Source organism: Halomonas sp. ABH4_019 (genome assembly GCF_056159885.1).
In genome coordinates, this window is sequence record NZ_JBSWWC010000003.1 from 558,221 (window position 1) to 581,299 (window position 23,079).

19 protein-coding genes and 1 pseudogene are annotated in these 23,079 nt (G+C 69.8%); 4 read left to right on the forward strand and 16 right to left on the reverse strand.

Annotation, left to right across the window (positions count from 1 at the left end; all coding sequences use genetic code 11):
- Nucleotides 1–76 precede the first annotated feature (76 nt).
- The 3 genes from ACXAFN_RS14950 to ACXAFN_RS14960 all read right to left on the reverse strand — a co-directional run bounded on the left by ACXAFN_RS14950 (nt 77) and on the right by ACXAFN_RS14960 (nt 5,197).
- Nucleotides 77–1,684 carry a carboxyl transferase domain-containing protein gene (locus ACXAFN_RS14950; protein ID WP_474989855.1) on the reverse strand — a complete coding sequence of 536 codons (1,608 nt, stop codon included), beginning with the start codon at nt 1,682–1,684 and terminating at the stop codon, nt 77–79.
- A 112-nt stretch (nt 1,685–1,796) separates the two neighbouring features.
- Entirely contained in the window at nt 1,797–2,966 is a 1,170-nt protein-coding gene (locus ACXAFN_RS14955) for an isovaleryl-CoA dehydrogenase (protein ID WP_474989857.1), read from the reverse strand.
- 257 nt (nt 2,967–3,223) lie between these two features.
- Nucleotides 3,224–5,197 carry a sigma-54-dependent Fis family transcriptional regulator gene (locus ACXAFN_RS14960; protein WP_474989859.1) on the reverse strand — a complete coding sequence of 658 codons (1,974 nt, stop codon included), beginning with the start codon at nt 5,195–5,197 and terminating at the stop codon, nt 3,224–3,226.
- Between the two features lie 353 nt (nt 5,198–5,550).
- Here ACXAFN_RS14960 and ACXAFN_RS14965 point away from each other — a divergent pair, with 353 nt between their 5' ends.
- Nucleotides 5,551–7,347 carry an NAD(P)/FAD-dependent oxidoreductase gene (locus tag ACXAFN_RS14965; protein ID WP_474989861.1) on the forward strand — a complete coding sequence of 599 codons (1,797 nt, stop codon included), beginning with the start codon at nt 5,551–5,553 and terminating at the stop codon, nt 7,345–7,347.
- A 74-nt stretch (nt 7,348–7,421) separates the two neighbouring features.
- On the opposite strand, the gene ACXAFN_RS14970 is transcribed toward ACXAFN_RS14965, so the two are convergent.
- From ACXAFN_RS14970 to ACXAFN_RS14980, 3 genes are read right to left on the reverse strand one after another with little or no spacing between them, the layout of a single operon-like run.
- Nucleotides 7,422–8,258: an ABC transporter substrate-binding protein gene (locus tag ACXAFN_RS14970; RefSeq protein ID WP_474989863.1), complete on the reverse strand. Its 837-nt coding sequence runs from the start codon at nt 8,256–8,258 to the stop codon at nt 7,422–7,424.
- Nucleotides 8,259–8,296: 38 nt separating this feature from the next.
- Nucleotides 8,297–9,019: an energy-coupling factor ABC transporter ATP-binding protein gene (locus tag ACXAFN_RS14975; RefSeq protein WP_474989865.1), complete on the reverse strand. Its 723-nt coding sequence runs from the start codon at nt 9,017–9,019 to the stop codon at nt 8,297–8,299.
- A complete protein-coding gene (locus ACXAFN_RS14980; RefSeq protein ID WP_474989867.1) occupies nt 9,016–9,720 on the reverse strand; it encodes an ABC transporter permease in 705 nt (234 codons plus the stop codon). Before ACXAFN_RS14980 ends, ACXAFN_RS14975 begins: the two co-directional genes overlap by 4 nt.
- Before the next feature lie 109 nt (nt 9,721–9,829).
- On the opposite strand from ACXAFN_RS14980, the gene ACXAFN_RS14985 reads away from it, so the two are divergent.
- A complete protein-coding gene (locus tag ACXAFN_RS14985) occupies nt 9,830–10,729 on the forward strand; it encodes a substrate-binding domain-containing protein (RefSeq protein WP_474989869.1) in 900 nt (299 codons plus the stop codon).
- A gap of 61 nt (nt 10,730–10,790) precedes the next feature.
- On the opposite strand, the gene ACXAFN_RS14990 is transcribed toward ACXAFN_RS14985, so the two are convergent.
- Genes ACXAFN_RS14990 through ACXAFN_RS15015 form a run of 6 tightly spaced genes read right to left on the reverse strand, consistent with a single transcriptional unit; the run spans nt 10,791 to nt 16,608 of the window.
- Nucleotides 10,791–11,192 carry a Na+/H+ antiporter subunit G gene (locus ACXAFN_RS14990; RefSeq protein WP_474989871.1) on the reverse strand — a complete coding sequence of 134 codons (402 nt, stop codon included), beginning with the start codon at nt 11,190–11,192 and terminating at the stop codon, nt 10,791–10,793.
- A complete protein-coding gene (locus tag ACXAFN_RS14995) occupies nt 11,189–11,458 on the reverse strand; it encodes a K+/H+ antiporter subunit F (protein WP_474989873.1) in 270 nt (89 codons plus the stop codon). The genes ACXAFN_RS14990 and ACXAFN_RS14995 overlap by 4 nt, the downstream gene beginning before the upstream one ends.
- Complete coding sequence (locus ACXAFN_RS15000; RefSeq protein WP_474989875.1) at nt 11,455–11,961, reverse strand: Na+/H+ antiporter subunit E; 507 nt, start codon at nt 11,959–11,961, stop codon at nt 11,455–11,457. The genes ACXAFN_RS14995 and ACXAFN_RS15000 overlap by 4 nt, the downstream gene beginning before the upstream one ends.
- Nucleotides 11,958–13,481 carry a monovalent cation/H+ antiporter subunit D gene (locus ACXAFN_RS15005; protein ID WP_474989877.1) on the reverse strand — a complete coding sequence of 508 codons (1,524 nt, stop codon included), beginning with the start codon at nt 13,479–13,481 and terminating at the stop codon, nt 11,958–11,960. The genes ACXAFN_RS15000 and ACXAFN_RS15005 overlap by 4 nt, the downstream gene beginning before the upstream one ends.
- The gene (locus ACXAFN_RS15010) at nt 13,478–13,816 is read right to left on the reverse strand and encodes a Na+/H+ antiporter subunit C (RefSeq protein ID WP_474989878.1); all 339 of its coding nucleotides are present in this window, start codon (nt 13,814–13,816) and stop codon (nt 13,478–13,480) included. The genes ACXAFN_RS15005 and ACXAFN_RS15010 overlap by 4 nt, the downstream gene beginning before the upstream one ends.
- Nucleotides 13,816–16,608: a monovalent cation/H+ antiporter subunit A gene (locus ACXAFN_RS15015; protein ID WP_474989880.1), complete on the reverse strand. Its 2,793-nt coding sequence runs from the start codon at nt 16,606–16,608 to the stop codon at nt 13,816–13,818. The genes ACXAFN_RS15010 and ACXAFN_RS15015 overlap by 1 nt, the downstream gene beginning before the upstream one ends.
- Before the next feature lie 543 nt (nt 16,609–17,151).
- Between ACXAFN_RS15015 and ACXAFN_RS15020 the strand changes: the two genes are divergently transcribed.
- Both ACXAFN_RS15020 and ACXAFN_RS15025 read left to right on the forward strand, forming a co-directional pair.
- The gene (locus ACXAFN_RS15020) at nt 17,152–17,883 is read left to right on the forward strand and encodes a lipoyl protein ligase domain-containing protein (protein ID WP_474989882.1); all 732 of its coding nucleotides are present in this window, start codon (nt 17,152–17,154) and stop codon (nt 17,881–17,883) included.
- A gap of 270 nt (nt 17,884–18,153) precedes the next feature.
- Nucleotides 18,154–18,435, forward strand: coding sequence for a hypothetical protein (locus ACXAFN_RS15025; protein ID WP_474989884.1), 282 nt, complete (start codon nt 18,154–18,156; stop codon nt 18,433–18,435).
- Nucleotides 18,436–18,742: 307 nt separating this feature from the next.
- On the opposite strand, the pseudogene ACXAFN_RS15030 reads toward ACXAFN_RS15025, so the two are convergent.
- The 4 genes and pseudogenes from ACXAFN_RS15030 to ACXAFN_RS15045 form a co-directional block, all read right to left on the reverse strand.
- Nucleotides 18,743–20,830: pseudogene (locus tag ACXAFN_RS15030) on the reverse strand (xanthine dehydrogenase family protein molybdopterin-binding subunit); the annotation flags it as partial.
- Nucleotides 20,830–21,300 (reverse strand): (2Fe-2S)-binding protein, encoded by a 471-nt coding sequence (locus tag ACXAFN_RS15035; protein WP_474989886.1) that lies wholly within the window; start codon nt 21,298–21,300, stop codon nt 20,830–20,832. The pseudogene ACXAFN_RS15030 and the gene ACXAFN_RS15035, both read right to left, overlap by 1 nt.
- A gap of 83 nt (nt 21,301–21,383) precedes the next feature.
- Entirely contained in the window at nt 21,384–22,010 is a 627-nt protein-coding gene (locus tag ACXAFN_RS15040; protein WP_474989888.1) for a nucleotidyltransferase family protein, read from the reverse strand.
- Entirely contained in the window at nt 22,007–23,005 is a 999-nt protein-coding gene (locus tag ACXAFN_RS15045) for an NADP-dependent oxidoreductase (protein WP_474989890.1), read from the reverse strand. The genes ACXAFN_RS15040 and ACXAFN_RS15045 overlap by 4 nt, the downstream gene beginning before the upstream one ends.
- Nucleotides 23,006–23,079: the final 74 nt, after the last annotated feature.

The following is a 23,079-nucleotide window of genomic DNA, read 5'->3' on the forward strand; positions in this document are numbered from 1 at the left end:
GAAGGAAGAAGCACCTCTACCTTATCTCGTCTCTTCCTTCTTCTCTCTTCCATCTTCCCTCTCGCGCGTCGCGCGCCTACATCCTGAACACGCCGAATTTCGTCTCCTCGACCTCGGCGTTCATGGCGGCGGCCAGCGACAGGCCCAGCACGTCGCGGGTCTGGGCCGGGTCGATGACGCCGTCGTCCCACAGCCGCGCGCTGGCGTAGTAGGGGTGGCCCTGGTGCTCGTACTGGTCGCGGATCGGGCGCTTGAAGGTGGCCTCGTCCTCGGCGCTCCAGTCGTTGCCCTCGCGCTCGATCTGCTCGCGCTTGACCTGGGCCAGCACCCCGGCGGCCTGTTCGCCGCCCATCACCGAGATGCGCGCGTTGGGCCACATGAACAGCAGGTTGGGGTCATAGGCGCGGCCGCACATGCCGTAGTTGCCGGCGCCGAAGCTGCCGCCGATCAGCACCGTGAACTTGGGCACCCTGGCGCAGGCCACGGCGGTGACCAGCTTGGCGCCGTGCTTGGCGATGCCCTCGTGCTCATGCTTCGAGCCGACCATGAAGCCGGTGATGTTCTGCAGGAACACCAGCGGAATCTTGCGCTGGGCGCACAGCTCGATGAAGTGCGCGCCCTTGACCGCGCTCTCCGAGAACAGCACGCCGTTGTTGGCGACGATGCCCACCGGATGGCCGTGGATATGCGCGAAGCCGGTGACCAGGGTGTCGCCGTAATAGCGCTTGAACTCGTCGAAGGCCGAGTCGTCGACGATACGGGCGATCACCTCGCGCACCTCGAAGGGCTTCTTGAGGTCGGTGCCGACGATGCCGTAGAGCTCCTCGGGGTCGAGGCGCGGCGGCTTGGGCTCGGCCATGGCCAACTGGCCGCGCTTCTGCCAGTTGAGCCGCGCCACGCAGCGGCGGGCCAGCTGCAAGGCGTGGGCGTCGTTCTCGGCGTAGTGGTCGGCCACGCCGCTCTTCTTGGCGTGGACGTCGGCGCCGCCCAGGTCCTCGGCGCTGATCGACTCGCCGGTGGCGGCCTTCACCAGCGGCGGGCCGCCGAGGAAGATGGTGCCCTGTTCCTTGACGATGATCGACTCGTCGGCCATGGCCGGCACGTAGGCGCCGCCGGCGGTGCAGGAGCCCATCACCACGGCGATCTGCGGGATGCCCTCGGCGGACAGGGTGGCCTGGTTGTAGAAGATGCGCCCGAAGTGGTCGCGGTCCGGGAACACCTCGTCCTGGCGGGGCAGGAAGGCACCGCCGGAGTCCACCAGGTAGAGGCAGGGCAGGCGATGCTTGCGGGCGATCTCCTGGGCGCGCAGGTGCTTCTTCACGGTCAGCGGGAAGTAGGTGCCGCCCTTGACGGTGGCGTCGTTGGCGACGATCACGCATTCCACGCCGGACACTCGGCCGATGCCGGTGACCACGCCGGCGGCGGGCACCGAGCCGTCGTAGACCTCATGGGCGGCCAGCGCCGAGAACTCGAGGAACGGCGAACCCTCGTCGAGCAGGTGGTCGATGCGGTCGCGCACGAACAGCTTGCCGCGGGACTCGTGGCGGGCGCGGGCCTTCTCGCCGCCGCCCTGGGCGATGGCGGCGGTCAGCTCGCGCAGCTTGCCGACCTCGGCGCGCATCGCCGCGTCGCTGGCCTGGAAGCCCTCGCTGCGGGGGTTGATCTGGGACGTCAGAACGCTCATTTATCCCTCCGGGATAAAAGCTTGAAGCTTGAAGCTTGAAGCCGGAAGCTTGAAGAAAAACCACTCAATCAAGGGCTTAAACTCTTCCAGCTTCACGCTTTCAGCTTCCAGCTTATTTTGATTCGTTGAAGATCTCGCGGCCAATCAACATGCGGCGGATTTCGCTGGTGCCGGCGCCGATCTCGTAGAGCTTGGCGTCGCGCAGCAGCCGCCCGGTGGGGTACTCGTTGATGTAGCCGTTGCCGCCGAGCAGCTGGATGGCGTCCAGCGCGACCTGGGTGGCCTTCTCGGCGCAGTAGAGGATCACCCCGGCGGCGTCCTTGCGAGACGTCTGGCCGCGGTCGCAGGCGCCAGCCACGGCGTAGAGGTAGGCGCGGCAGGCGTTCAGGGTGGTGTACATGTCGGCGATCTTGCCCTGCACCAGCTGGAACTCGCCGATCGACTGGTCGAACTGCTTGCGCTCATGGACATAGGGCACCACCACGTCCATGGCGGCCTGCATGATGCCGATGGGGCCGGCGGCCAGCACGGTGCGCTCGAAGTCGAGGCCGCTCATCAGCACCCGGGCGCCCTTGTTGAGCTCGCCGAGCACGTTCTCCGCGGGCACTTCGCAGTCCTCGAACACCAGCTCGCAGGTGTTGGAACCGCGCATGCCCAGCTTGTCGAGCTTCTGGGCGGTGGAGAACCCTTTCATGCCCTTCTCGATGATGAAGGCGGTGATGCCCTTGGAGCCGGCGTCGGGGTCGGTCTTGGCGTAGACCACCAGCACCTCGGCGTCGGGGCCGTTGGTGATCCACATCTTGTTGCCGTTGAGGATGAAGCGGTCGCCGTCCTGGCGGGCGCGCAGCTTCATCGACACCACGTCGGAGCCGGCGCCGGGCTCGGACATGGCGAGTGCCCCGACGTGCTCGCCGCTGATCAGTTTGGGCAGGTACTTGGCCTTCTGCTCGGCCGAGCCGTTGAGCTTGAGCTGGTTCACGCACAGGTTGGAGTGGGCGCCGTAGGAGAGCCCCACCGAGGCGCTGGCCCGGGAGATCTCCTCCATGGCGATGCAGTGGGCCAGGTAGCCCATGCCGCTGCCGCCGTCTTCCTCGGGCACGGTGATGCCGAGCAGGCCCATGTCGCCGAACTTCTGCCACAGATCATTGGGGAAGGCGTTCTGCTCGTCGATCTCGGCGGCGCGCGGGGCGATCTCGTCGCGGGCGAAGGCGTTGACGTGATCGCGTAGCATGTTGAGTTCGTCGGCCAGGCCGAAGTCGAGGGGCGCGTAGGGGGCGTGCATGGCGATCTCCCGTGGTGTGTAAGGTGGGCCGTTGAGGCGATGTGGCTAGCCTAGGATAGGTTTACGTTAACGTAAAGTGCAGCTTTTGAATGGCTAGACCAAGGTCGCAGTCACCAAGCCGTATGCCTTGAGCATAGAAGCAAGAGGGGATCAGCAAGAGGAGAGCAGCAAGAGGGCGAACAGGCGTCAGTACACCGTGGCGGGGGCAGGGCCACTTCACGTCATTTTCTTACCCCTGATTTCTCGCCCCTCGCGCTTTACCCGACGGGCCGATGATTGGGCGCCACCAGGCCGTGACGGCGCATGCGGCGATAGACGGTGGGCCGCGAGACGCCCAATTCCCGTGCTACCCGGCTGACGTTCCAGGCCGAGCGTTGCAGCAGCTCGAGCAGCGCCTGGCCATCCTCCGACGCTGCGGGCGCGCAGGCGAGCGGGGTGGGAGTCGTGACCAGCAGGGACGGCGCGGCCCCGGCCTGACACTCCTCGGGCAGGTCGTGCAGGGTGATCTCGTCACGCTCGGCGGTGGCCATGGCGAAGGCGAGGGCGTTCTTGAGCTGACGGACGTTGCCGGGCCAGGAGTAGGCCAGCAGCGCGCTCACGGCGTCGGCCCGCAGGTGGCAGGCCTGGCCGCGCTCCTCCTGCAAGGCGGCGTGCACGCAGCGGATCACGTGGTGGCGGTCGGCGCGCTCGCGCAGGGCGGGCAGGCGCAGCTGAGCGCCGTTGAGCCGGTAGTACAGGTCTTCGCGGAAGCGGCCGGCGGCGATCAGCTCGGCCATGTCGCGGTGGGTGGCGGTGACGACGCGGATATCGACCTTCACCGGCGTCTCGGCGCCGAGCGGCATCACCTCGCGCTCGGCCAGCACCCGCAGCAGGCGGGTCTGCAGCGGTAGCGGCATGTCGCCGATCTCGTCGAGGAACAGGGTGCCGCCGTCGGCCTGCTGGATGAGCCCGCGCATGCCCTTGGCGCGCCCGCCGGTGAAGGCGCCGGGCAGATAGCCGAACAGCTCGCTCTCGATCAGCGATTCGGGAATGGCGGCGCAGTTCACCGCCACGAAGGGCTTGTCGGCGCGCTTGCCGCTGTCGTGGAGGGCGCGGGCCAGCACTTCCTTGCCGGTGCCGGTCTCGCCGCTGATCAGCACGCTGACGTCCTCATGGCGCAGGCGGCGGGCCAGCTTGAGCACGCGGTGCATCGCCGGGTCGTCGGCGGCCAACCGGTCCAGGGCCGGCACCGGCGTGGGGGCTTCCTCGCGCGGGGCTCGGGCGGCCGGCGGGCGACCCCGCGGCTCGAGCAGGGTGACGAAACAGGTGGCGTCGTTGGCCCGCGCCCGAAACGCACGGATCTGGTCCTCGCCCGCGCCGGGGATGCCCAGCAGGTCGCCGAGCTCGGCGTCGAACAGCTGGGTCGCGCCGGGACGCCAGTCCGCGGACCAGGGCGGCCAGCGGCGCAGGTGCTCGTCGATCAGGGCGCGCCCGCCGTGGTTGGCGGCGATCACGCTGCCGTCCTCCTCGATGGCGATCAGTCCGCGGCCGTTGAGGTGCACGAACTCTCGAGCGGTGTCGTAGCGCAGGATCAGGCAGTCCCGGTAGCGATGCAGGAAGTAGGCGTCCTCGATCATCCGCGCGTAGAGGTTGACCAGCGCCAGGGCGAAGGTCTGGCTCTCCTGGGAGCGCGGCGACTGCAGGGCGGAGATGTCCAGCACCGCCATCACCCGGCCCTGGGGATCGGTGATCGGCGCCGCCGTGCAGGTCAGGGCGATGTGGGTCGCGTCGAAGTGTTCGCTCTGGTGGCAGGTGATGGCCTGGCCGTCGTGGAGGCAGGTGCCCACGGCGCAGGTGCCGGCGTAGCGCTCGTCCCAGTCGGCGCCCAGGTAGAGGCCGGCCCGGCGCAGGGCGCGGTCCTGTTCGCCGTGGCCGCGAAAGGCCACGGTAATGCCGCGACGATCGGTGAGCAGCAGCACATAGCCGAGCTGGGCGACCTGGCCGAAGAGGCGGTCGACGCCGGCCCGGGCCACGTGCAGCAGTTCGTCCACCGGCTCCTGATGGTCGCGCAGCGCCTGCTGGGTCAGCACGCGCACCGGGCGCGGCCGGCCGGGGTCGAGGCGGTATTCGCCCAGGCAGCGCTGCCACGAGCGCTGGATCACGTCCCGATAGTCGAACGGTTCGGCGTCGCGGCCTTCGCCGAGTCGGATCAGGGTCTCGATGTGCTGGCGTTGCTCGGCGTGCAGAGCCACGTCTGCCTCCGTTGGGCCGCCTGGCCGGCGGCTCTTGTGATGATCGGGCGTGCTCTTGTCAGCCTATGCCGCCACGGGCGGGAGTCAATCGGTGCCGGCTTCGCCCTTGGTCGGGGCATTACAGCTGTAACGCGGCCCGGCGGGGCGTACGGGTGACAGCTGTCACGTCGTGGCGAGGCGGCGACGCTCTCGCCACGCCGCCGAGTGGTGGGTTCTTCATTGCTTTTCAGCGAGTTGCGTGGCCAGTCGCGGGACCGTTCCGGGCTGGCACGCTTCCTGCTGGGCCTTGGCGTGTCATCCCGATGGCTCGTTGCCAGAGCCGATAGCATCAAAACAACAAGAGGATCACCGTCATGACGACACCCACGCCAACTCAACTGGCCCAGCAGTGGCTGGACGATTTCGCCGCCGCCCTCGACCATCGCCATGTCGCGGGCGCCCTGACGCTGTTCGGCGAGGAATGCTACTGGCGGGACCTGGTCGCCTTCACCTGGAACCTCAAGACGCTGGAGGGCCAGGACGAGATCCGGGCCATGCTCGAGGCCACCCTGGACACCGTCCGGCCCGGCCGCTGGCGGCTGGAGGGCGAGGCCGCCGAGGCCGATGGCGTCATCGAGGCCTGGCTGGCCTTCGAGACCGCCGAGGCGAGGGGCAAGGGGCTGGTGCGCCTGAAGGACGGCAGGTGCTGGACGCTGCTGACCGCCATGCGCGAGCTCAAGGACTTCCCCGAGCCCCGCGGTGAGTACCGGCCCAAGGGCGCCGAGCACGGTGCCAACAAGCAGCGCGAGACCTGGCTCGAGGCACGCCGGCGCGAGGAGGCCGAGCTGGGCTACGAGCGCCAGCCTTACTGCGTGATCATCGGTGGCGGGCAGGGCGGCATCGGGCTGGCCGCACGGCTGAAGCAGCTGAACGTGCCGACCATCGTGATCGAGAAGAACCCGCGGGCCGGCGATTCCTGGCGCAATCGCTACAAGTCGCTGTGTCTGCACGATCCCGTCTGGTACGACCACCTGCCTTACCTTCCCTTCCCCGAGAACTGGCCGGTGTTCGCGCCGAAGGACAAGATCGGCGACTGGCTGGAGATGTACACCAAGGTGATGGAGCTCAACTACTGGAGCTCCACCGAGTGCGAGGGCGCCCGCTATGACGAGGCCAGCGGCGAGTGGGTGGTCGAGGTCAACCGCGACGGCGAGCGGGTCACCCTGCGGCCGAAGCAGCTGGTCTTGGCGACCGGCATGTCCGGCATGCCCAACGTGCCCCAGTTCCCCGGCGCCGAGACCTTCGAGGGCGAGCAGCAGCACTCCAGCCAGCATCCCGGGCCGGACGCCTATCGCGGCAAGAAGGTCGTCGTGGTGGGTTCGAACAACTCCGCTCACGACATCTGCGCGGCGCTCTGGGAGCACGACGCCGACGTGACCATGCTGCAGCGCTCCTCCACCCATATCGTGAAGTCCGACTCGCTGATGGAAGAGGTGCTCGGCCCGCTGTACTCCGAACAGGCGCTGCAGAACGGCATCGATCACGACAAGGCCGACCTGATCTTCGCCTCGATTCCCTACAAGGTGCTGCCGGACTTCCAGCGCCCGGCCTTCGACGCCATTCGCGAGCGTGACGCCGACTTCTACCGCAGGCTCGAGGCGGCGGGCTTCCTGCTCGACTTCGGGGCGGACGACTCGGGGCTGTTCCTCAAGTACCTGCGGCGCGGTTCCGGTTACTACATCGACGTCGGCGCCTGCGACCTGGTGGCCAACGGCGACATCAAGCTGCGCAGCGGCGTCGGCATCGAGTGCATCAATCCGCGTTCGGTGACGCTGACCGACGGCTCGGAGCTGCCCGCGGACCTGATCGTCTACGCCACCGGCTACGGATCGATGAACGGCTGGGCGGCCCGGATCATTTCCCAGCAGGTCGCCGACCGAGTCGGCAAGTGCTGGGGACTCGGCTCCGACACGCCCAAGGACCCGGGGCCCTGGGAGGGCGAGCTGCGCAACATGTGGAAGCCCACCCGGCAGCAGGCGCTATGGTTCCACGGCGGCAACCTGCACCAGTCCCGCCACTACTCCCACTACCTGGCGCTGCAGCTCAAGGCGCGCCTGGAGGGCATTCCCACCCCCGTCTACGGCCTGCAGGAGGTCAATCACCTGAGTTGATCCGGCTCGTACTCAGCGGCAGACCATGACGCGCCGGCCCGCTCCGTTTCGCTACGGGGCGGGCCGGCGTCGTGTCATTCGGCGGCGCTGGCCCGGGCATCGGGCTCGGCATTGGGAAAGAACAGCTGCTGTCCCTTCACCCGGAAGTCGGCGATGGACTGCTGGCCGTCGTCTGAGAGCAGCCAGTCATGCCATTGCCGGGCCAGGTCGTGCTTGAGGTGCGGGTGACAATCTTCGGAGAGCCGCAGGCTGCCGTACTGGTTGAACAGCGCCGGGTCGCCCTCGAACAGCAGTTCGAGGCGCTGGCGGTTGTCGAAGGCGACCCAGGTGGCGCGGTCGGACATCACATAGGCGTCCATGCCGGCGGCGGTGTTCAGCGTTGCTCCCATGCCGCTGCCGAGCTCACGATACCACTCGCCCTCGGGGGTGATGCCGGCGGCATCCCACAGGCGCAGCTCGGCACGGTTGGTGCCGCTGTCGTCGCCCCGGGAGGCGAAGGGTGCCCCGCTGGCGTGGATGCGCGCCAGCGCCTGGGTGGCGCTCTCGGCGTCGCGAATGTCCGCCGGATCGTCGGCGGGGCCGATCAGCACGAAGTCGTTGACCATCACGTCGGCGCGCTCGCTGGCATAGCCGTCGGCGACGAATTGCGCTTCGCCCTCGGTGTCGTGGACCAGCAGGCCGTCGGCGTCCCCGCGTCGGGCGATCTCGAAGGCCTGGCCGGTGCCCACGGCGACCACCCGCACCGCGATGCCGCTGGCCTCGGTGAACGGGGGGAGGATGGCGTCGAACAGCCCGGAGGTCTGGGTGGAGGTGGTCGAGGCCAGGGTGATATAGGGCGTGTCGTCCTGGGCCTCGGCGCTCAGCGTCAGGCTCAGCAGGCCGGCGGTGGCGAGCGTGGTCATGGTGCGCATCGCGAGACTCCTGGAGTAGCGGTCGAGGGGGCGCGGGACTAGCCGATCAGTTCCCCGCGCAGGAAGGCCGACGCCTCGGGCGTGGCGGGGGACGTGAAGAACTGCTCGGCGGGGGTCCGTTCGAGCAGCCGCCCGCCGCACAGGAAGACCACCTCGTCGGCCAGGCGGCGTGCCTGGTGCAGGTCGTGGGTGCTCATCAGGATGCGGGTGCCGGCGCGGTGGAAGTCGTCGACCGCCGCCTCGACCGCGCGGATGGCGGCCGGGTCCAGCGACGCGGTGGGCTCGTCGAGGAACAGCATGGCCGGAGACAGCAGCCAGGCCCGGGCCAGGGCCAGGCGCTGCTGCTCGCCGCCGGACAGCACCCGGGCGGGGCGCCGGGCGAGCGCGTCGAGCCCGAAGCGTGCCAGGGCCTCGTCGGCCAGGCGGCGGCGCTGCCGCCAGGGCGTGCCCTGGACGGCCAGCGCATGGAGCAGGTTGTCCCGCGCGGAACGCTTGAGCAGCACCGGGCGCTGGAAGACCATCGCCTGGCGGGGCGGTGGGCCGTCCCAGTGCACCCGCCCGTGGCTCGGCGTCAGCAGGCCGTGGGCCAGGCGCATCAGCAGGCTCTTGCCGGCGCCGTTGGGGCCCAGCACCAGGGTGCGCCGGCAGTTCTCGAGGCGCAGCGAGACCCCGTCGAGCAGCGGCTGGCCGCGATGCTCGAAACCCACCGCCTCGAGCGCGAGTGCGGCGGCGCGGGGCGCGGCCTGCAGCATGGTGTTCATCCGAGTCGTCTCCTGGCCGTCTCGCCGAGCAGATGAGCGGCGGCGTTGACCAGCGCCACCAGCCCCAATAGCACGATGCCGAGCCCCAGTGCCAGGGGCAGATTGCCCTTGCTGGTCTCGAGCACGATGGCGGTAGTCATCACCCGGGTGACGCCGTCGATGTTGCCGCCGACGATCATCACCGCACCGACCTCGGCGCTGGCGCGGCCGAAGCCGGCCAGCACCACGGTGAGCAGCCCGACCCGGGCGTCCCACAGCAGGGTGGGGATCATGCGCGCCCGGGACAGCCCCAGCGAGCGCAGCTGCTCGTGGTACTCGTGGTGCAGCGCCTCGACCTGCTGGCGGGTCAGGGCGGCGATGATCGGCATCACCAGCATCACCTGAGCCACCACCATTGCGCCGGGGGTGAACAGCAGGCCGAGCTCGCCCAGCGGCCCGGCCCGGGACAGCAGCAGGTAGACCGCGAGCCCCGCGACCACCGGCGGCAGGCCCATCAGCGCATTGAGGATAACGACCAGCATGCCGCGCCCCGGGAAGCGCCACAGCGCCAGGGCCGCCCCCAGTGGCAGGGCGAGCAGGGTGGCGATCAGCACCGCGCCGAGCGACACCTTGAGCGACAGCCCGACGATGCCGAGCAGGGTCGGGTCCCGCTCGAGGATCAAGGCCAGCGCGGTGGCGAGCGCGGAGTCGTGCTGAGGCATGGCGCATTCCCGTGTCGATACAGGCAGCATGTGTCCTGACTACGCTGAACGCAGGGAGTGTTGAAAAATATGCAGCCTGAAACAGCGAAATGACGCTGAAGGGGTGACGATGAGCCATCGGACGAGCGCGGGTCACGATTACCTGACCACCGCCGAGGCGGCCGATTACCTGCGGCTCAAGCCGCGCAAGGTCTACGACCTGGTGCGCCAGGGCCAGATCCCCTGCACCCGGGCCACCGGCAAGCTGCTGTTTCCCCGCCAGAGCCTCGACCTGTGGCTGATGAGCCACCTGGAGGGCGATGCGCCCGGGGCGCTTGCGGTGCCAGCGGTGCTCGCCGGCAGCCACGACCCGCTGCTGGAGTGGGCGCTGCGCGAGAGCGGCGCCGACCTGGCGACCCTGTGCCACGGCAGCGGCGACGGCGTGCGCCGGCTGCTGGCCGGCGAGGCCATGGCGGCCGGGCTGCACCTGGTCGACCCGGCCAGCGGGCGCTACAACCGCCCCGAGGCGCTGGGGCTCGCCGGCATGCGCGACCTGGTGATGGTGCGCTGGGCCCGGCGCCGCCAGGGGCTGCTGCTGGCGCCGGGCAACCCGCTGGGCCTGGGCGGTATCAAGGATCTGGCACGGCCCGGGGTGCGCCTGGCCCATCGCCAGGCCGGGGCCGGCGCCCAGCGGCTGCTGGCCTGGCTGCTGGCGCGGGCGGGGGTGGACGCCGAGGCGCTGGCCTTCATCTCACATCCTTCGCGCTCCGAGGACGACCTGGCGCTGGCCATCCATCAGGGAGCGGCCGACGCGGGGCTAGGCGTCGAGGCGGCCGCGCGACGCCAGGGTCTTGCCTTCGTGACGCTGCACGAGGAGGCCTTCGATCTGGCCCTGAGACGGCGCAGCTACTTCGAGCCGCCACTGCAGAAGCTGCTGGCCTTCGCCCGCACGCCGCGCCTCCGGGAGCAGGCCGAGGCCATGGGCGGCTACGATGTCGGCGAGCTGGGGGCGGTGGTCTACAACGCCTGATGCGACCGGGGAAGCCAGTGCAGTGCCATGGCCGTGCCCGTTCGGCGCCTCGCGCCGAGGGTCAGCGCCCGCCGTCTCCTGGATCGGCCCCCGGCTCGCCCGGCTCTCTCGGGGGCGGCCGACGGTCCGGCACGTTGCGGGTGCCGGGCACCCCCTCGAGGCCTCGGCGCAGGGCGGCCTTGCCCATCATGTGGGCGCTGACCGGGGCGGTCGCGAACAGGAAGATCGTGACCAGTGCCTCCTGGACCGAGACGCCGTCCTGCTGGTGGCTGAAGTAGAGCAGCGACCCGATCAGGGTGCAGCCGACGCCCAGGGTGCTGGCCTTGGTCGGGCCGTGGAGCCGCGTGTAGAAGTCGGGCAGCTTGGCCAGTCCCCAGGAGCCGATCAGGGCCACCAGGGCACCGAACAGCAGGCAGGCGACGACGATGAGTTGCAGGTATCCCGGCATGTCGACCTGGGTCATTCGATGACGTCCCCCCGCAGCAGATACTTGCACATGGCGACGGTGCTCACGAAGCCCATCAGCGCGATCAGCAGGGCCAGTTCGAACAGCACACCCAATCCCATCCAGATGTCCGCCAGCACGATCAGCGCGATGCTGTTGATCATCAGGGTGTCCAGCGCCAGGATCCGGTCGACGATATCCGGGCCGATGGCCAGGCGGTAGAGGTTGAGCAGGGCGGCGACGGCGAACAGCGTCATGGCGATGGGGATGACGACGGCAATCATCGGAAGATCTCCTCGAGGGGCCGCTCGTAGCGCTGGCGAATGGTGGCAACGGCCTCGGCCTCGTCTTCCAGGTGCAGGGCGTGCACCAGCAGGGCATGGGCCTTCGCATCGTAGTGAAGCGAGACGGTGCCGGGCGTCAGCGAGATGGTGCTGGCCAGGAGGGTGATGGCGAAGTCGTCATCCAGCGTCAGCGGATAGGTGAAGAACGCCGGCCGCAGGTGTCGGGCGGGGCGCAGGATGCGCCAAGCCACCACCAGGTTGGAGCGCAGGATGTCCACCAGCAGCACCAGCAGATAGCGCAGCAGCGGCAGGGGACGCCTGATCTTCGCCTCCTCGGGCCAGAAGGCGTGGGTCACGAAGGGGATCGCCACGCCGAGGGTCAGCCCCAGCAGGGCATGGGCCACGCTGAAGTCGTTGACCATCAGCAACCAGAGCAGCGCCAGGAACAGCGAGAACAGCGGGTGTGGCAGCCAGAACCGACGGGAGCGAAACGATGCTGTCATGGCGCCACCTGCTGCTCGAATGCCATGCCCTCCGGCAGCATGGCGGCGATGTAGGCGTCCGGCATCAGCAGCTGCTCGGCGGTCAGCTCCAGGTATCTCATCACCGGCTCGCCCAGCGCCGACAGCGCTCCGTTGAGGGCCACCATGGTGCAGACGATGGCCAGGCAGCTGCGATCCAGCGGACGCGGCTCGCCGGCGCCTGCGGGGCGCCAGAACCAGCTGCTGCCGGTGCGGCTGACGGCGATCAGGGTCAGCAGCGCCGCGGTCAGCAGCACGCCCCATAGCCAGAATCCCTGGGGCTCGCCGGCCGTCGACTGGAGGATCCAGGCCTTGCTGACGAAGCCGCTGAATGGCGGTAGGCCGACCATGGCGATGGCGGCGATGAAGAACAGGCCGCCGAGCGTCCCGCGGTGGCCCATGGGCGCCACCACCGAGAAGCGATCGTAGCCCGTCTCGCGCTGCTGGCCGAGCAGGTCGGCCAGCAGGAAGAACACGGCCGCCATGCCGGTGCTGTGGATCAGGTAAAAGAGCGCGGCGCCGAGGCTCGCCGGGGTGACGACGCTGATGGTGGCCAGCAGGGTACCCACCGAGATGATCACCAGGTAGGCGGTCAGGGTGCGCAGGCTGTCCGACCCCAGCACCCCGACGCCACCCAGCGCCAGGGTCAGCAGGGCCAGCGGCCACAGCCATTGCCAGGCGGCGGCGTTGACCGGCGTCTCGCCCAGCCCGAAGACCAGCAGGAAGACCCGCAGGATGGCGTAGATGCCGACCTTGGTCATGATGGCGAAGAGCGCGGCCACCGGCGCGCTGGCGGCGGAGTAGGCGCGGGGCAGCCAGAACAGCAGCGGCAGGATGGCGGCCTTGATGCCGAACACCACCAGCAGCACCATGCTGGCCGCCGCCAGGAGCGGCGCGTCCCCCGGTGGCGCGGACGCCACCGCGAGCGCCAGGTCGGCCATGTTGAGGGTGCCGGTGAGGCCGTAGAGGGTGCCCAGGGCGATCAGAAACAGCGCCGAGCCCACCAGGTTGATGATCACGTAGTGCAGCCCGCCCCGGCTGCGCGCCCGCCCGCCGCCATGCAGCAGCAGGGCGTAGGAGGCGATCAGCAGGATCTCGAAGAACACGAACAGGTTGAACAGGTCGCCGGTCAGAAAGGCGCCGTTGAGGCCGGCCAGCTGGAACTGGAAGAGGGCATGGAAGTGCGCTCCGCGGCGGTCGATGCCGCGGCTTGCATAGAGCAGGCAACACAGTCCCAGGATGGCGGTCAGGGCCAGCATGATGGCGGAGAGGCGGTCGAGGATCAGCACGATGCCGAACGGCGCCGGCCAGTCGCCGGCATGGTAGAGATGGTAGTCCCCCGAGTCGGCCATGAGCAGGCTCCAGGCGCCCAGCAGCACCAGGCCCAGGGTGCTGACGATGCCCCCCAGGCGCTGCGCGCCGAAGGGCAGTCGGTAGAACACCAGCTGGCCCGCGCCGGTGATCAGCGGCAGCAGTATCGGCAGGATCAGGGTGTGGCTCATGTGCGGTCCTCGTCCGGGTTCTCGCCGTCGACATGGTCATTGCGCAGCTCCACCGCGGCCTTGAGGGCCAGCACCACCACGAAGGCGGTCATGGCGAAGCCGATCACGATGGCGGTCAGCACCAACGCCTGCGGCAAGGGATCCGCCGAGCGCTCGGTGAGGCCGACGATGGCCGGTGCGCCGGTGACCAGGCGTCCCGAGGCGAACAGGTAGAGATTGACGGCGTGGGAGAGCAGGGTGAGGCCGAGGATGACCGTGAAGGTGCGCGCCCGCAGCAGCAGGTAGACCCCGCAGGTCGTCAGCACGCCGAGCGTGATCGCATAGAGCAGTTCCATCAGCCGATCTCCTTGCCGGGGCCGGCCACGGTCATCAGCTTGCCGAGGTTGGCCAGGATCAGCAGCGTCGCCCCGACCACGGTGGCGTAGACGCCCAGGTCGAAGAGCATGGCGGTGGCCAGCTCGACCTCGCCGATCAGCGGCAGGTGCAGGTGGGCGTGGGCCGAGGTGAGGAAGGGGTAGCCGAGCCACCAGCTGCCCAGGCCGGTGGCCACGGCGATCAGCAGGCCGGCGCCGATCAGCGGCCGGAAGGCGGTCAGCATGCGCGCCTGGGCCCAGACCAGCCCGCCGGCCATGTACTGCAGGGTGAAGGCCACGGCGGTGATCAGCCCGGCGATGAAGCCGCCGCCGGGCAGGTTGTGGCCGCGCAGGAAGATATAGGCCGAGACCAGCAGGGCGATCGGCAGCACCAGCCGGGCCACGGTGCTCAACATGATCGGGTGCGGCTCGGCGACCCAGTGCCCCGGATGGGTGTCGACCACCCGCTCCTTGAGATGCAGGTCGCGGGTGAAGGCGAAGACCGCCGCCGCCGCGATGCCCAGCACGGTGATCTCGCCCAGGGTATCGAAGCCGCGGAAGTCCACCAGGATCACGTTGACCACATTGGTGCCGCCACCGCCGGGCAGGCTGTTGGCGAGAAAGAAGTCGGAGATGGTGCGCTGCGGGCGGGTCAGGATGGCGAAGCTGAAGGCCGCCACGCCGCTGCCCACCAGGCCGGCGATGGCGAGGTCCCGCCCCATCCTCGCCCGAGAGGACTCCCTGGGCGACTGCTGCGGCAGGAAGGAAAGCGCCAGCATCATGATCACCACCGCCATCACTTCCACCATCAGCTGCGTCAGGGCGAGGTCCGGCGCCGAGAAGCGCGCGAAGGCGACGGTCACGAACAGACCGGTCACCCCGAGCAGCAGCAGGGCCGGCAGCCGATGGTGGTGGAAGCGCACCACGCCGATGGCGGCCAGGCAGAACAGGATGGCGGCAAGCCCGGTCAAGGGGTCGAGGGGGGCGAGCGGGACGCCGCCGTGCCAGCGGGCCACGCCGAGCAGTTCCACGCCGACCAGCACCACCACGGTGATCATGAGGAAGGTCAGGTAGCGCTGCAGCGAGCCGTTCTCGAGCTGGAAGACGCGGCGCTGGGAGAGCTCGATGGCCCGGCGCATGATCCAGTCGAAGATCTCCTTGGCATCCACTTCCGGCAGCCGGGCGTGAAGGCGGAACAGCGGGCCGCGGAGGCGGTAGAAGAGCGCGCCGCCCGCCAGTGCGACGAGGCTCATGAGCATGGGGCGGGTGCCGCCCGGCACCGCGAAGTCGTAGGCGGCGAGGTCGGCCTGGCGAGCGGCCTCGAACGCCGGGTGGACCAGCGTCGCGTAGAGCCCCGAGGGTGCCATGCCCACCCAGAGCGTGGCCAGGGCGAGCAACGCGATGGGCAGCAGGGCCGCCGGGCGGGGTTCGCGGGGCGGCCAGGTGGGCAGGTCGATGGGCCGGCCGTTGAAGTAGACGTTGTGGAAGATGCGAATCGAGTAGGCCACCGAGAACAGCCCGGCCAGGGTCACCCAGAGGGGAATCACCACGCTCGCCCAGTCCGGCGAGGCGACGCGCAGACTCTCGCCGAACAGCATCTTCTTGCTCAGGTAGCCGCTCATCAGCGGGAGGCCGGCCATGGCCGCCGCGGGGATCGCCGACAGGGCCATCAGCGAAGGCATGAAGCGCCACATGCCGTTGATCCGGCGCATGTCCCGGGTGCCGGTGGCCCGGTCCACATAGCCCGCCATCATGAACAGCGGCGCCTTGAACAGCGCATGACACACCAGGTGGAAGAGCGCCGCCGACAGCGCCATGGGCGTGCCCAGCCCCAGCAGCAGCATGATCAACCCCAGGTGGGACACCGTGGAGTAGGCCAGCAGCCCCTTCATGTCGTGCATGAACATGGCCACGAAGGCCCCCACCATCAGCGTCAGCATGCCGGTCAGGGTGACCAGATGGAACCACGGCCCGGTCTCCGCCAGGGCCGGGTGCAGCCGGGCGAGCAGGAAGAGTCCCGCCTTGACCATGGTGGCGCTGTGCAGATAGGCGGAGACCGGCGTCGGCGCCGCCATGGCATGGGGCAGCCAGAGGTGGAAGGGAAACTGGGCCGACTTGGTGAAGGCGCCGAGCAGGATCAGGTTGAGCATCAGGCCGTAATGCTCATGGGCGCGGATCCGCTCGCCGGCCTCGAGCACCACCGAGAGCTCGTAGCTGCCGGCGGCCTGCCCCAGCAACACGATGCCGCCCAGCAGGAGCAGCCCACCGCCGCCGGTGATCACCAGTGACATCCTCGCCCCCAGCCTGGCCGCCTGGCGGTCGGTGTCAAAGCCGATGAGCAGGAAGGACACCAGGCTGGTCAGTTCCCAGAACACCAGCATGAACAGCAGGTTCTCGGAGAGCACGATGCCCAGCATCGCCGCCATGAACAGCTGCATCAGGGTGAAGAAGCGCGCGGCCGAGGCGTTGCCCTCGAAGTAGTAGCGCGCGTAGAGCAGGATCAGGCAGCCGATGCCGGTGATCAGCAGGGCGAACAGCAGGCCCAGGGCATCGAGGCGCAACGCCGCGTTCAGCCCCAGGGAAGGCAGCCAGCTCAGTTCCCGAATGACCGCCTCGCCGCGGGTAACCCGTGGCAGAAAGCTCACCAGCAGGGTCAGGCTGGCGACGCTGGGCAGGGCGGCGAGCCAGGCCAGCCGTCGGCAGCTGCTGCCAGGGCACAGCGCGGGGAGCAGCGCGCCCAGCAGCGGCAACAGGATGACGAGGGCGAGTGCCATGCGGGCCTGTTCGGCTAGCGGCAGGACAGGGGCGAGGGGGCGTAATGTCCCCGTCTTCGGCCTTCCAGCGCCGGCTGCCCGGCGTATGCGGTTCGACGCTCGGTGATCGTCCCTGTCATGGGGCAGCCTCCCTGAAGCACGCGAAGAATCGCCCTCGCATTCCATCGCCGCACCGGCCAGAAGCATGCCGGAGAAGGCGAGTCACCCGCCGCCCCGGATGGGGATCGCCGGAAGATGCGGGGACCGGCATTTTCACTATAGTGCGCCTGTTTGCCCCTGCCGTGCCTCGCGTCAACGCTCCGTGGCCGCGCTGAACGGCGCGCCGACGGTGGCGTTTCCGCTAGTGTCCTGTTTCGGAGGTTCGTTGAAGAGATGGCGAGCGCATTGGGTTGCCAGGCAAGGCGCCGCGACGCGGCATGGCGGCGCAAGGGGCCGCCAGAATTCTACAGGCAACCTCTGATACAGGACACTAGACTGGTCGGGTCCGCGAGCGTCCCGTGCCGGGGCTCGCGATCGGCACGCCATTAAGAACCGGGAGCCCACATGACCGATCCGCTCGACTTCGCCCGCATGGCCCTGCAACGTCCCTCGGTGGAGGAGGGCCTCGCCGCCGAGGAGGCATTGCTCGAGCGGGTCTGCCGGGGCGAGGCGACGCTCGGCTGGCTGGCCTGGTCGCCCCATGACCGCGCCCTGGTGATGCCGCGCCGCCACCAGCGACTGGCGGGCTTCGAGGCGGCTCGGGCGCGGCTGGCCGAACGGGGCTGGCCGCTGCGATTCCGTGCCACCGGTGGCACCCCTGTGCCGCAGAGCGAGGCGGTGGTCAACGTGGCCCTGGCGTTGCGCTGCGAGGTGGGCGGCTCCGCCGCGAATCTGGCGTGGGGCTATCGTCGTCTGGGCGACCCCTGGTGCGACTGGCTGACCGCGCTGGGCGTGGCCGACGCCGATCTCGGCCCGGTGCCCGGCGCCTACTGCGACGGGCGCTTCAACGTGCGCATCGGCGGGCGCAAGCTGGTCGGCACCGCCCAGCGCTGGCGGCGGGTGCCCGGCAGCGATGCCATGGCGCTGCTGGTGCACGGCGCCATGCAGGTGGGCAGCACGCCGGAGGCGCTGGTCGAGGTGGTCAACGCCTTCCAGGCCGCCGTCGACGACCCGCAACGCTTTCGCGGCGACCGCCATGTCGCCCTGGGCGAGACGCTGCCCGCGCTGGAGATCGAGACCGCGATGCCCGACCTGCTGGCGCGGCTGGCAACGGAGCGGGCACCGCAGACGGCATGAGGCGACGTGGCGGGCGTCGCCGGGCGTCGCCGGGCGGGGCGTGTCAGCGTTTCACCGCGCGCAGTATCAGCCTCATCGGCCGGCGAAGCTCGTCGTGCCATCCCCGCGGGTCGATCATCTCCCGGGGCGGTCGGGGTATCGTTTTTTCTATAAAATCGAATATAGCATCCGAAAACAGTCTCTTTTGTTCGTTTTTGGTGAAAGATAAACTGCTAACAAATGAAGCAAAAAGCAGTTAGACCCACGATCAAAGACACCAGGAGGCTGACCATGAACACCAAGCTGACCCTCTCCGCCCTGCTCATCGCCGCACTGCCGCTGGCCGCCCAGGCCGACAATGCCGCCGAGCGAGCCCTGCAACTGCACCAGGAGCCGCTGTCTACCTTGAGCCAACAGGCTCCGAGCGCGGCGCATGCCGTCGAGGCCAATCAGATCCAGGGCGGCAGCACGGCCATGCAACAGGCCCGCGCGGCCCTGCTGAACCACGGCGCCGAGACTCGCTTCACGGCGTCCGACGATGGCCTGGCACCGGCCAAGGATGCCACTACCTGAGCACGGGGCCTCTGAGCGATGAGACGATGCCCCGCTTCGGCGGGGCATCGTCGTGTGGGAGGGGAAGACGCTAGCCTCAGCGTCCGCGCATGACCCTGACCACGTCCGCCACCGTCGCCAGGGCGATCTCCGCCGGCGTCTTGCTGCCGAGATCCAGGCCGATCGGCAACCGGCGAATGCGCTGGCCGGTGGCGGCGTGGATGGCGTTGGTCACCGCCGGGGCGAGCGGTGGCACGCCGGGCTCGCCGACCCCGGTCGGCGCCTCGGCGGAGGGCACGATGTGCACCTCGATCTCGGGCATCTCGTTGAGCCGCAGCACCTGGAAGTCATGGAAGTTCGACTGCTGCACCCGGCCGTCGTCGAGGGTCAGCTCGCTGTGCAGCGCCGCCGCCAGGGCGAAGCCGATGCCGCCTTCCATCTGGGCGCGCACCATGTCCGGATTGACCGCCAGCCCGCAGTCCACGGCGCACACCACTCGGTCGACCTTGAGCCGGCCGCCGGCGTCCACCGAGACCTCGGCGACCTGGGCGACGTAGCTGGCGAAGGACTCGTGGACGGCGATGCCGCGGCCCCGCTTCACGCCCTCGGCGCCGGCCTCGAGGGGCGTCGACCAGCCGGCCTTCTCGGCCGCCAGATCGAGCACGCCCCGCCAGCGCGGGTGCTCGCCGAGGCGCTCGCGGCGGTAGCGGTAGGGGTCCTGGCCCGCCGCCACGGCGGCCTCGTCGATCAGGCTCTCGGTGGAGAAGCCGGTGTGGGTGTGACCCACCGAGCGCCACCACTGCACCGGCACGCCGATGTCCTGGGGCGTGTGCAGTTCGATGCGGAGTGCCGGCACGCCGTAGGCCAGGTCGGCGACGCCCTCCACGGAGGTGGGATCGATGCCGTCCTTGACCATCATCGACGCCATCGGCGTGCCGGCCATGATCGACTGGCCGACCAGGCGCTGATGCCAGGCGGTCAGGTTGCCGTCGGCGTCCAGGGCGAGGCGGGCGCGATGGACATTGAACGGCCGGTAGTGGCCGCCACGGGTGTCGTCCTCGCGGGTCCAGACCATCTTGATCGGCACGGCCTGACCCTGGTCGCGGGCGGCCTTGGCGATGGCCGCGGCCTCCAGCACGTAGTCGCTGATCGGGTTGGCGCGGCGGCCGAAGCTGCCGCCGGCGAACAGCTGCTCGATGCGCACCTGCTCCGGCGGCAGGTCGAGCAGCTTGGCCACCGCCTGCTGGTCGAGGGTCTGCCACTGCTCGCCGTTGAGGATGTTGACGTGATCGTCCTGCAGGTCGACCACGCAGTTGAGCGGCTCCATGGCGGCGTGGGCCAGGTAGGGCACCACGTAGTCGGCCTCGATGACCTGGTCGGCGGCCTCCAGCGCCTCGGCGGCGTCGCCGCGATCGGTGACCGTCTTGCCGGGCTTGCCGGCGCGCTCGCGGTAGTCGGCCTCCAGCGCTTCGCTGCCCATGCTGAACGCCTGGCTGTCGTCCCACTCCAGCGTCAGGGCGTCGCGGCCCTGGATGGCGGCCCAGGTGTTGGTCGCCAGCACCGCGACCAGGTCGCCGTCGCGGGTCGGGGAGGGGAAGCGCACGCTGGCCACCACGCCGGGCACCTCGAGCGCCTCGGCGTCGTCGACGCCGGTCAGTCGGCTGCCGAAGCGCGGCGGATGCGCCGGCACGGCGATCAGCATGCCGTCGAGCTGCACGTCCTGGGTGAAGCGCGCGCTGCCGTCGGTCTTGGCCGGGCTGTCCTGGCGCATCAGGCGCTGCTTGCCGATCAGCGTGAACTGCTCGGGGGACTTTAGCGTCACCTCGTCGGGCACCGGGAGGTCGGCGGCGGCCTCGGCCAGCTCGCCGAAGCCGAGCTCGCGGCCCGAGGCCTCGTGAACGACCTTGCCGTGGCTCGTGCTCAGGCTGTCCGCCGGCACGTCGAGCCGCTCGGCGGCGGCCGCCACCAGCATGGCGCGCGCCGTGGCGCCGGCGCGGCGCATCTGTTCGAAGGAATTGGCGATCGAGGTGCTGCCGCCGGTGCCCTGGATGCCGAAGGCCAGGTTCTGGTAGCGCCGGGTGTCGGCCGGGGCGCCCTCGACGCGCACCGAGGACCAGTCGGCGTCCATTTCCTCGGCGACCAGGGTCGCCAGCCCGGTGTAGGTGCCCTGGCCCATCTCGATGTGCTTGGCGAGCACCACCACCTCGCCGTCCGGCGTGACGCGCACGAAGGCGTTGGGGGCGAACTCGCCGTCGTCGTCGGCCGCCCGGGCGCTGCCTTTGCGGCCCAGCAGCGGCGCCATGTAGAGCCCCAGGGCGAGCCCGGCGGAGCCCTTCATGAAGCCGCGGCGGCTGACGTTGACCGTGGACAGGGCGGCGGCGGCGCGGGACTGGGCTTGCTGCTTCAAGACGTGCATCAGGACACCTCCTGGCCGAGGGAGGCCGCGGCCTCATGGATGGCGGCGCGGATCCGTGCATAGGTGGCGCAGCGGCAGATGTTGCCGCTCATGGCGCCGTCGATGGCGCTGTCGTCCGGTGACGGTTTGCCCCGCAGCAGCGCGGTGGCCGACATGATCTGGCCGGACTGGCAGTAGCCGCACTGGACCACGTCGAGCTCGCGCCAGGCCTGTTGCACGCGGGCCCCGGTGGGGTCGTCGGCGATGGCCTCGATGGTGGTGACCTTGCGCTCGCCCACCGCGGAGATCGGGGTGATGCAGCTGCGGGTGGCCTGGCCGTCCAGGTGCACGGTGCAGGCGCCGCACAGGCCGCGGCCGCAGCCATACTTGGTGCCGGTGAAGCCGACGAGGTCGCGGAGCGCCCACAGCAGGGGCATGTCGTCCGGGGCGTCGACCTCGTGGGTCCGCCCATTGATGGTCAGGGTCGTCACGGTCGTTCTCCTTGTATTGTCTGGCGCTCACTCGGGGCAGTGTAGCCGCCACTTCGGCCGGCGGATTGGCAGGGTGGCCTCTCTCAAGGTAAGCCTCGGGGCAGGGCAGCCAGGTCCGAGGCGATGTCGATATCCAGGTGGATGCCGGGATCGTCCACCGCCATCTCGAGGCAGTGGCCCCGGTGGCGGGCGATGACCTGGCGTGCGCCGTCGTCGCCGCCGAGGCCGGCGAGTTCGTTCCAGAAAACGCGGCCGAACAGCACAGGATGCCCGGGGCGGCCGGCGTGCCGGGGGCGCACGATGCGCCCGCGCTCGGCGCGGTCGCGAAGCCGTGCCAGCGTCTCGGGTGCCAGTGTTGGCATATCGCCGAGCAGCACCGCCGCGGCCGGGGCGTCGGCCAGCTCGGGGTCGGCGGCCAGGGCGGAGAAGGCGTCGGCGAGGCTGGCCCCGAGCCCGTCGCCGGCATGGGGCGCCCGGATCACTGAGGTGTCGGGCGCCAGGCCCAGGGCGGCGGGGTCGTCCTCGTCGCGGATCACCACGCGCAGCCGGGCAAAGGCCGCGGCGGCCCTGGTGACGGTGGCGGCCAGTAGCGTCTGGCCCGACGGCAGCCGGGCCCGACGCTTGTCCGCGTCGCCGAAGCGTCGCGAGGCCCCGGCTGCCAGGATCACCGCCACCACGTCCCCGGCATTGCCCCGACCGGGGCGGTTCACAGTCGGACCAGCATCTTGCCGCGGTTGGCGCCCTCGAACAGCTTGAGGAAGGCGTCCGGGGTACGCTCGAGGCCGTCCTCCACGGTCTCCTCGTAGTCGAGCTGGCCACTCTCGACCCGCGGGCCGATCTGCTCGAGGAATTGCGGGTAGTGGGCCCAGTGGTCGAAGACGATGAAGCCTTCCATGCGGGCACGGCGGATCAGGATCATCGCCAGGTTGCCGGGGCCGGCGCTGGGGGTGGCCTCGTTGTAGCGGGCGATCATTCCGCATACCGCGATGCGTGCGCCGACCCGCAGGGTGTTCAGCGCCGCTTCGAGGCAGACGCCACCGACGTTCTCGTAATAGACGTCGAAGCCCTCGGGGCAGGCTGCCTGCAGCGCCTCGGTGAGCTGGGTGGCATCGCGGCCCCGGTAGCTCACCCCCTTGACGCCGTGGGCCTCGAGCCAGTCGAGCTTGTCCTGGGAGCCGGCGATGCCGACCACGGTGCCGCCCTTGGCCTTGGCCAGCTGCACGGCCAGCGAGCCCACCGCGCCGGCGGCGCCGCTGACCAGCACGTTGTCGCCTTCCTTCATCTCGGCGATGCGGTTCAGCCCGGTCCAGGCGGTCATGCCCGGCATGCCGAGCACGCCCAGGTAGGCCTGTTCCGGCACATCGAAGGACGGCAGCGGGTCGCACTGCGCGGCCGGCAGCTGGGCGACGTCGCGCCAGCCGCCCATGTGGCGCACCCGGGTGCCCACCGGCAGGGTCTCGGTGCGGGATTCGATCACCTCGCCGATGGCGGCACCCTCCAGTGGGGCCCCCAGCGCGAAGGGCTCGATGTAGGTGGTGACGCCGCTCATGCGGCCGCGCATGTAGGGGTCCACCGACAACCAGGTATTGCGCACCCGCACTTCGCCCTCGGCCAGCGCCGACAGCTCGGTCTCGCGCAGGGCGAACAGCTCCCGCGACGGGGTGCCCTGGGGATGGTCGGTGATGGTGAAGTAGCGTGACTGCATGTCGTCTTTCCCTCCTGGAGTGTTGGGCCGGCGCTGATCAGCCTTGGCTTTGTCCGAAAAGTGCCTGCGCTCGC

What these genes read in the sequence shown, in the direction of transcription:
- ACXAFN_RS14950 (WP_474989855.1), bottom strand. Translation starts at nt 1,684, where the DNA reads ATGAGCGTTCTGACGTCCCAGATCAACCCCCGCAGCGAGGGCTTCCAG.
- ACXAFN_RS14955 (WP_474989857.1), bottom strand. Translation starts at nt 2,966, where the DNA reads ATGCACGCCCCCTACGCGCCCCTCGACTTCGGCCTGGCCGACGAACTC.
- ACXAFN_RS14965 (WP_474989861.1), top strand. Translation starts at nt 5,551, where the DNA reads ATGACGACACCCACGCCAACTCAACTGGCCCAGCAGTGGCTGGACGAT.
- ACXAFN_RS14970 (WP_474989863.1), bottom strand. Translation starts at nt 8,258, where the DNA reads ATGCGCACCATGACCACGCTCGCCACCGCCGGCCTGCTGAGCCTGACG.
- ACXAFN_RS14975 (WP_474989865.1), bottom strand. Translation starts at nt 9,019, where the DNA reads ATGAACACCATGCTGCAGGCCGCGCCCCGCGCCGCCGCACTCGCGCTC.
- ACXAFN_RS14980 (WP_474989867.1), bottom strand. Translation starts at nt 9,720, where the DNA reads ATGCCTCAGCACGACTCCGCGCTCGCCACCGCGCTGGCCTTGATCCTC.
- ACXAFN_RS14985 (WP_474989869.1), top strand. Translation starts at nt 9,830, where the DNA reads ATGAGCCATCGGACGAGCGCGGGTCACGATTACCTGACCACCGCCGAG.
- ACXAFN_RS14990 (WP_474989871.1), bottom strand. Translation starts at nt 11,192, where the DNA reads ATGACCCAGGTCGACATGCCGGGATACCTGCAACTCATCGTCGTCGCC.
- ACXAFN_RS14995 (WP_474989873.1), bottom strand. Translation starts at nt 11,458, where the DNA reads ATGATTGCCGTCGTCATCCCCATCGCCATGACGCTGTTCGCCGTCGCC.
- ACXAFN_RS15000 (WP_474989875.1), bottom strand. Translation starts at nt 11,961, where the DNA reads ATGACAGCATCGTTTCGCTCCCGTCGGTTCTGGCTGCCACACCCGCTG.
- ACXAFN_RS15005 (WP_474989877.1), bottom strand. Translation starts at nt 13,481, where the DNA reads ATGAGCCACACCCTGATCCTGCCGATACTGCTGCCGCTGATCACCGGC.
- ACXAFN_RS15010 (WP_474989878.1), bottom strand. Translation starts at nt 13,816, where the DNA reads ATGGAACTGCTCTATGCGATCACGCTCGGCGTGCTGACGACCTGCGGG.
- ACXAFN_RS15015 (WP_474989880.1), bottom strand. Translation starts at nt 16,608, where the DNA reads ATGGCACTCGCCCTCGTCATCCTGTTGCCGCTGCTGGGCGCGCTGCTC.
- ACXAFN_RS15020 (WP_474989882.1), top strand. Translation starts at nt 17,152, where the DNA reads ATGACCGATCCGCTCGACTTCGCCCGCATGGCCCTGCAACGTCCCTCG.
- ACXAFN_RS15025 (WP_474989884.1), top strand. Translation starts at nt 18,154, where the DNA reads ATGAACACCAAGCTGACCCTCTCCGCCCTGCTCATCGCCGCACTGCCG.
- ACXAFN_RS15045 (WP_474989890.1), bottom strand. Translation starts at nt 23,005, where the DNA reads ATGCAGTCACGCTACTTCACCATCACCGACCATCCCCAGGGCACCCCG.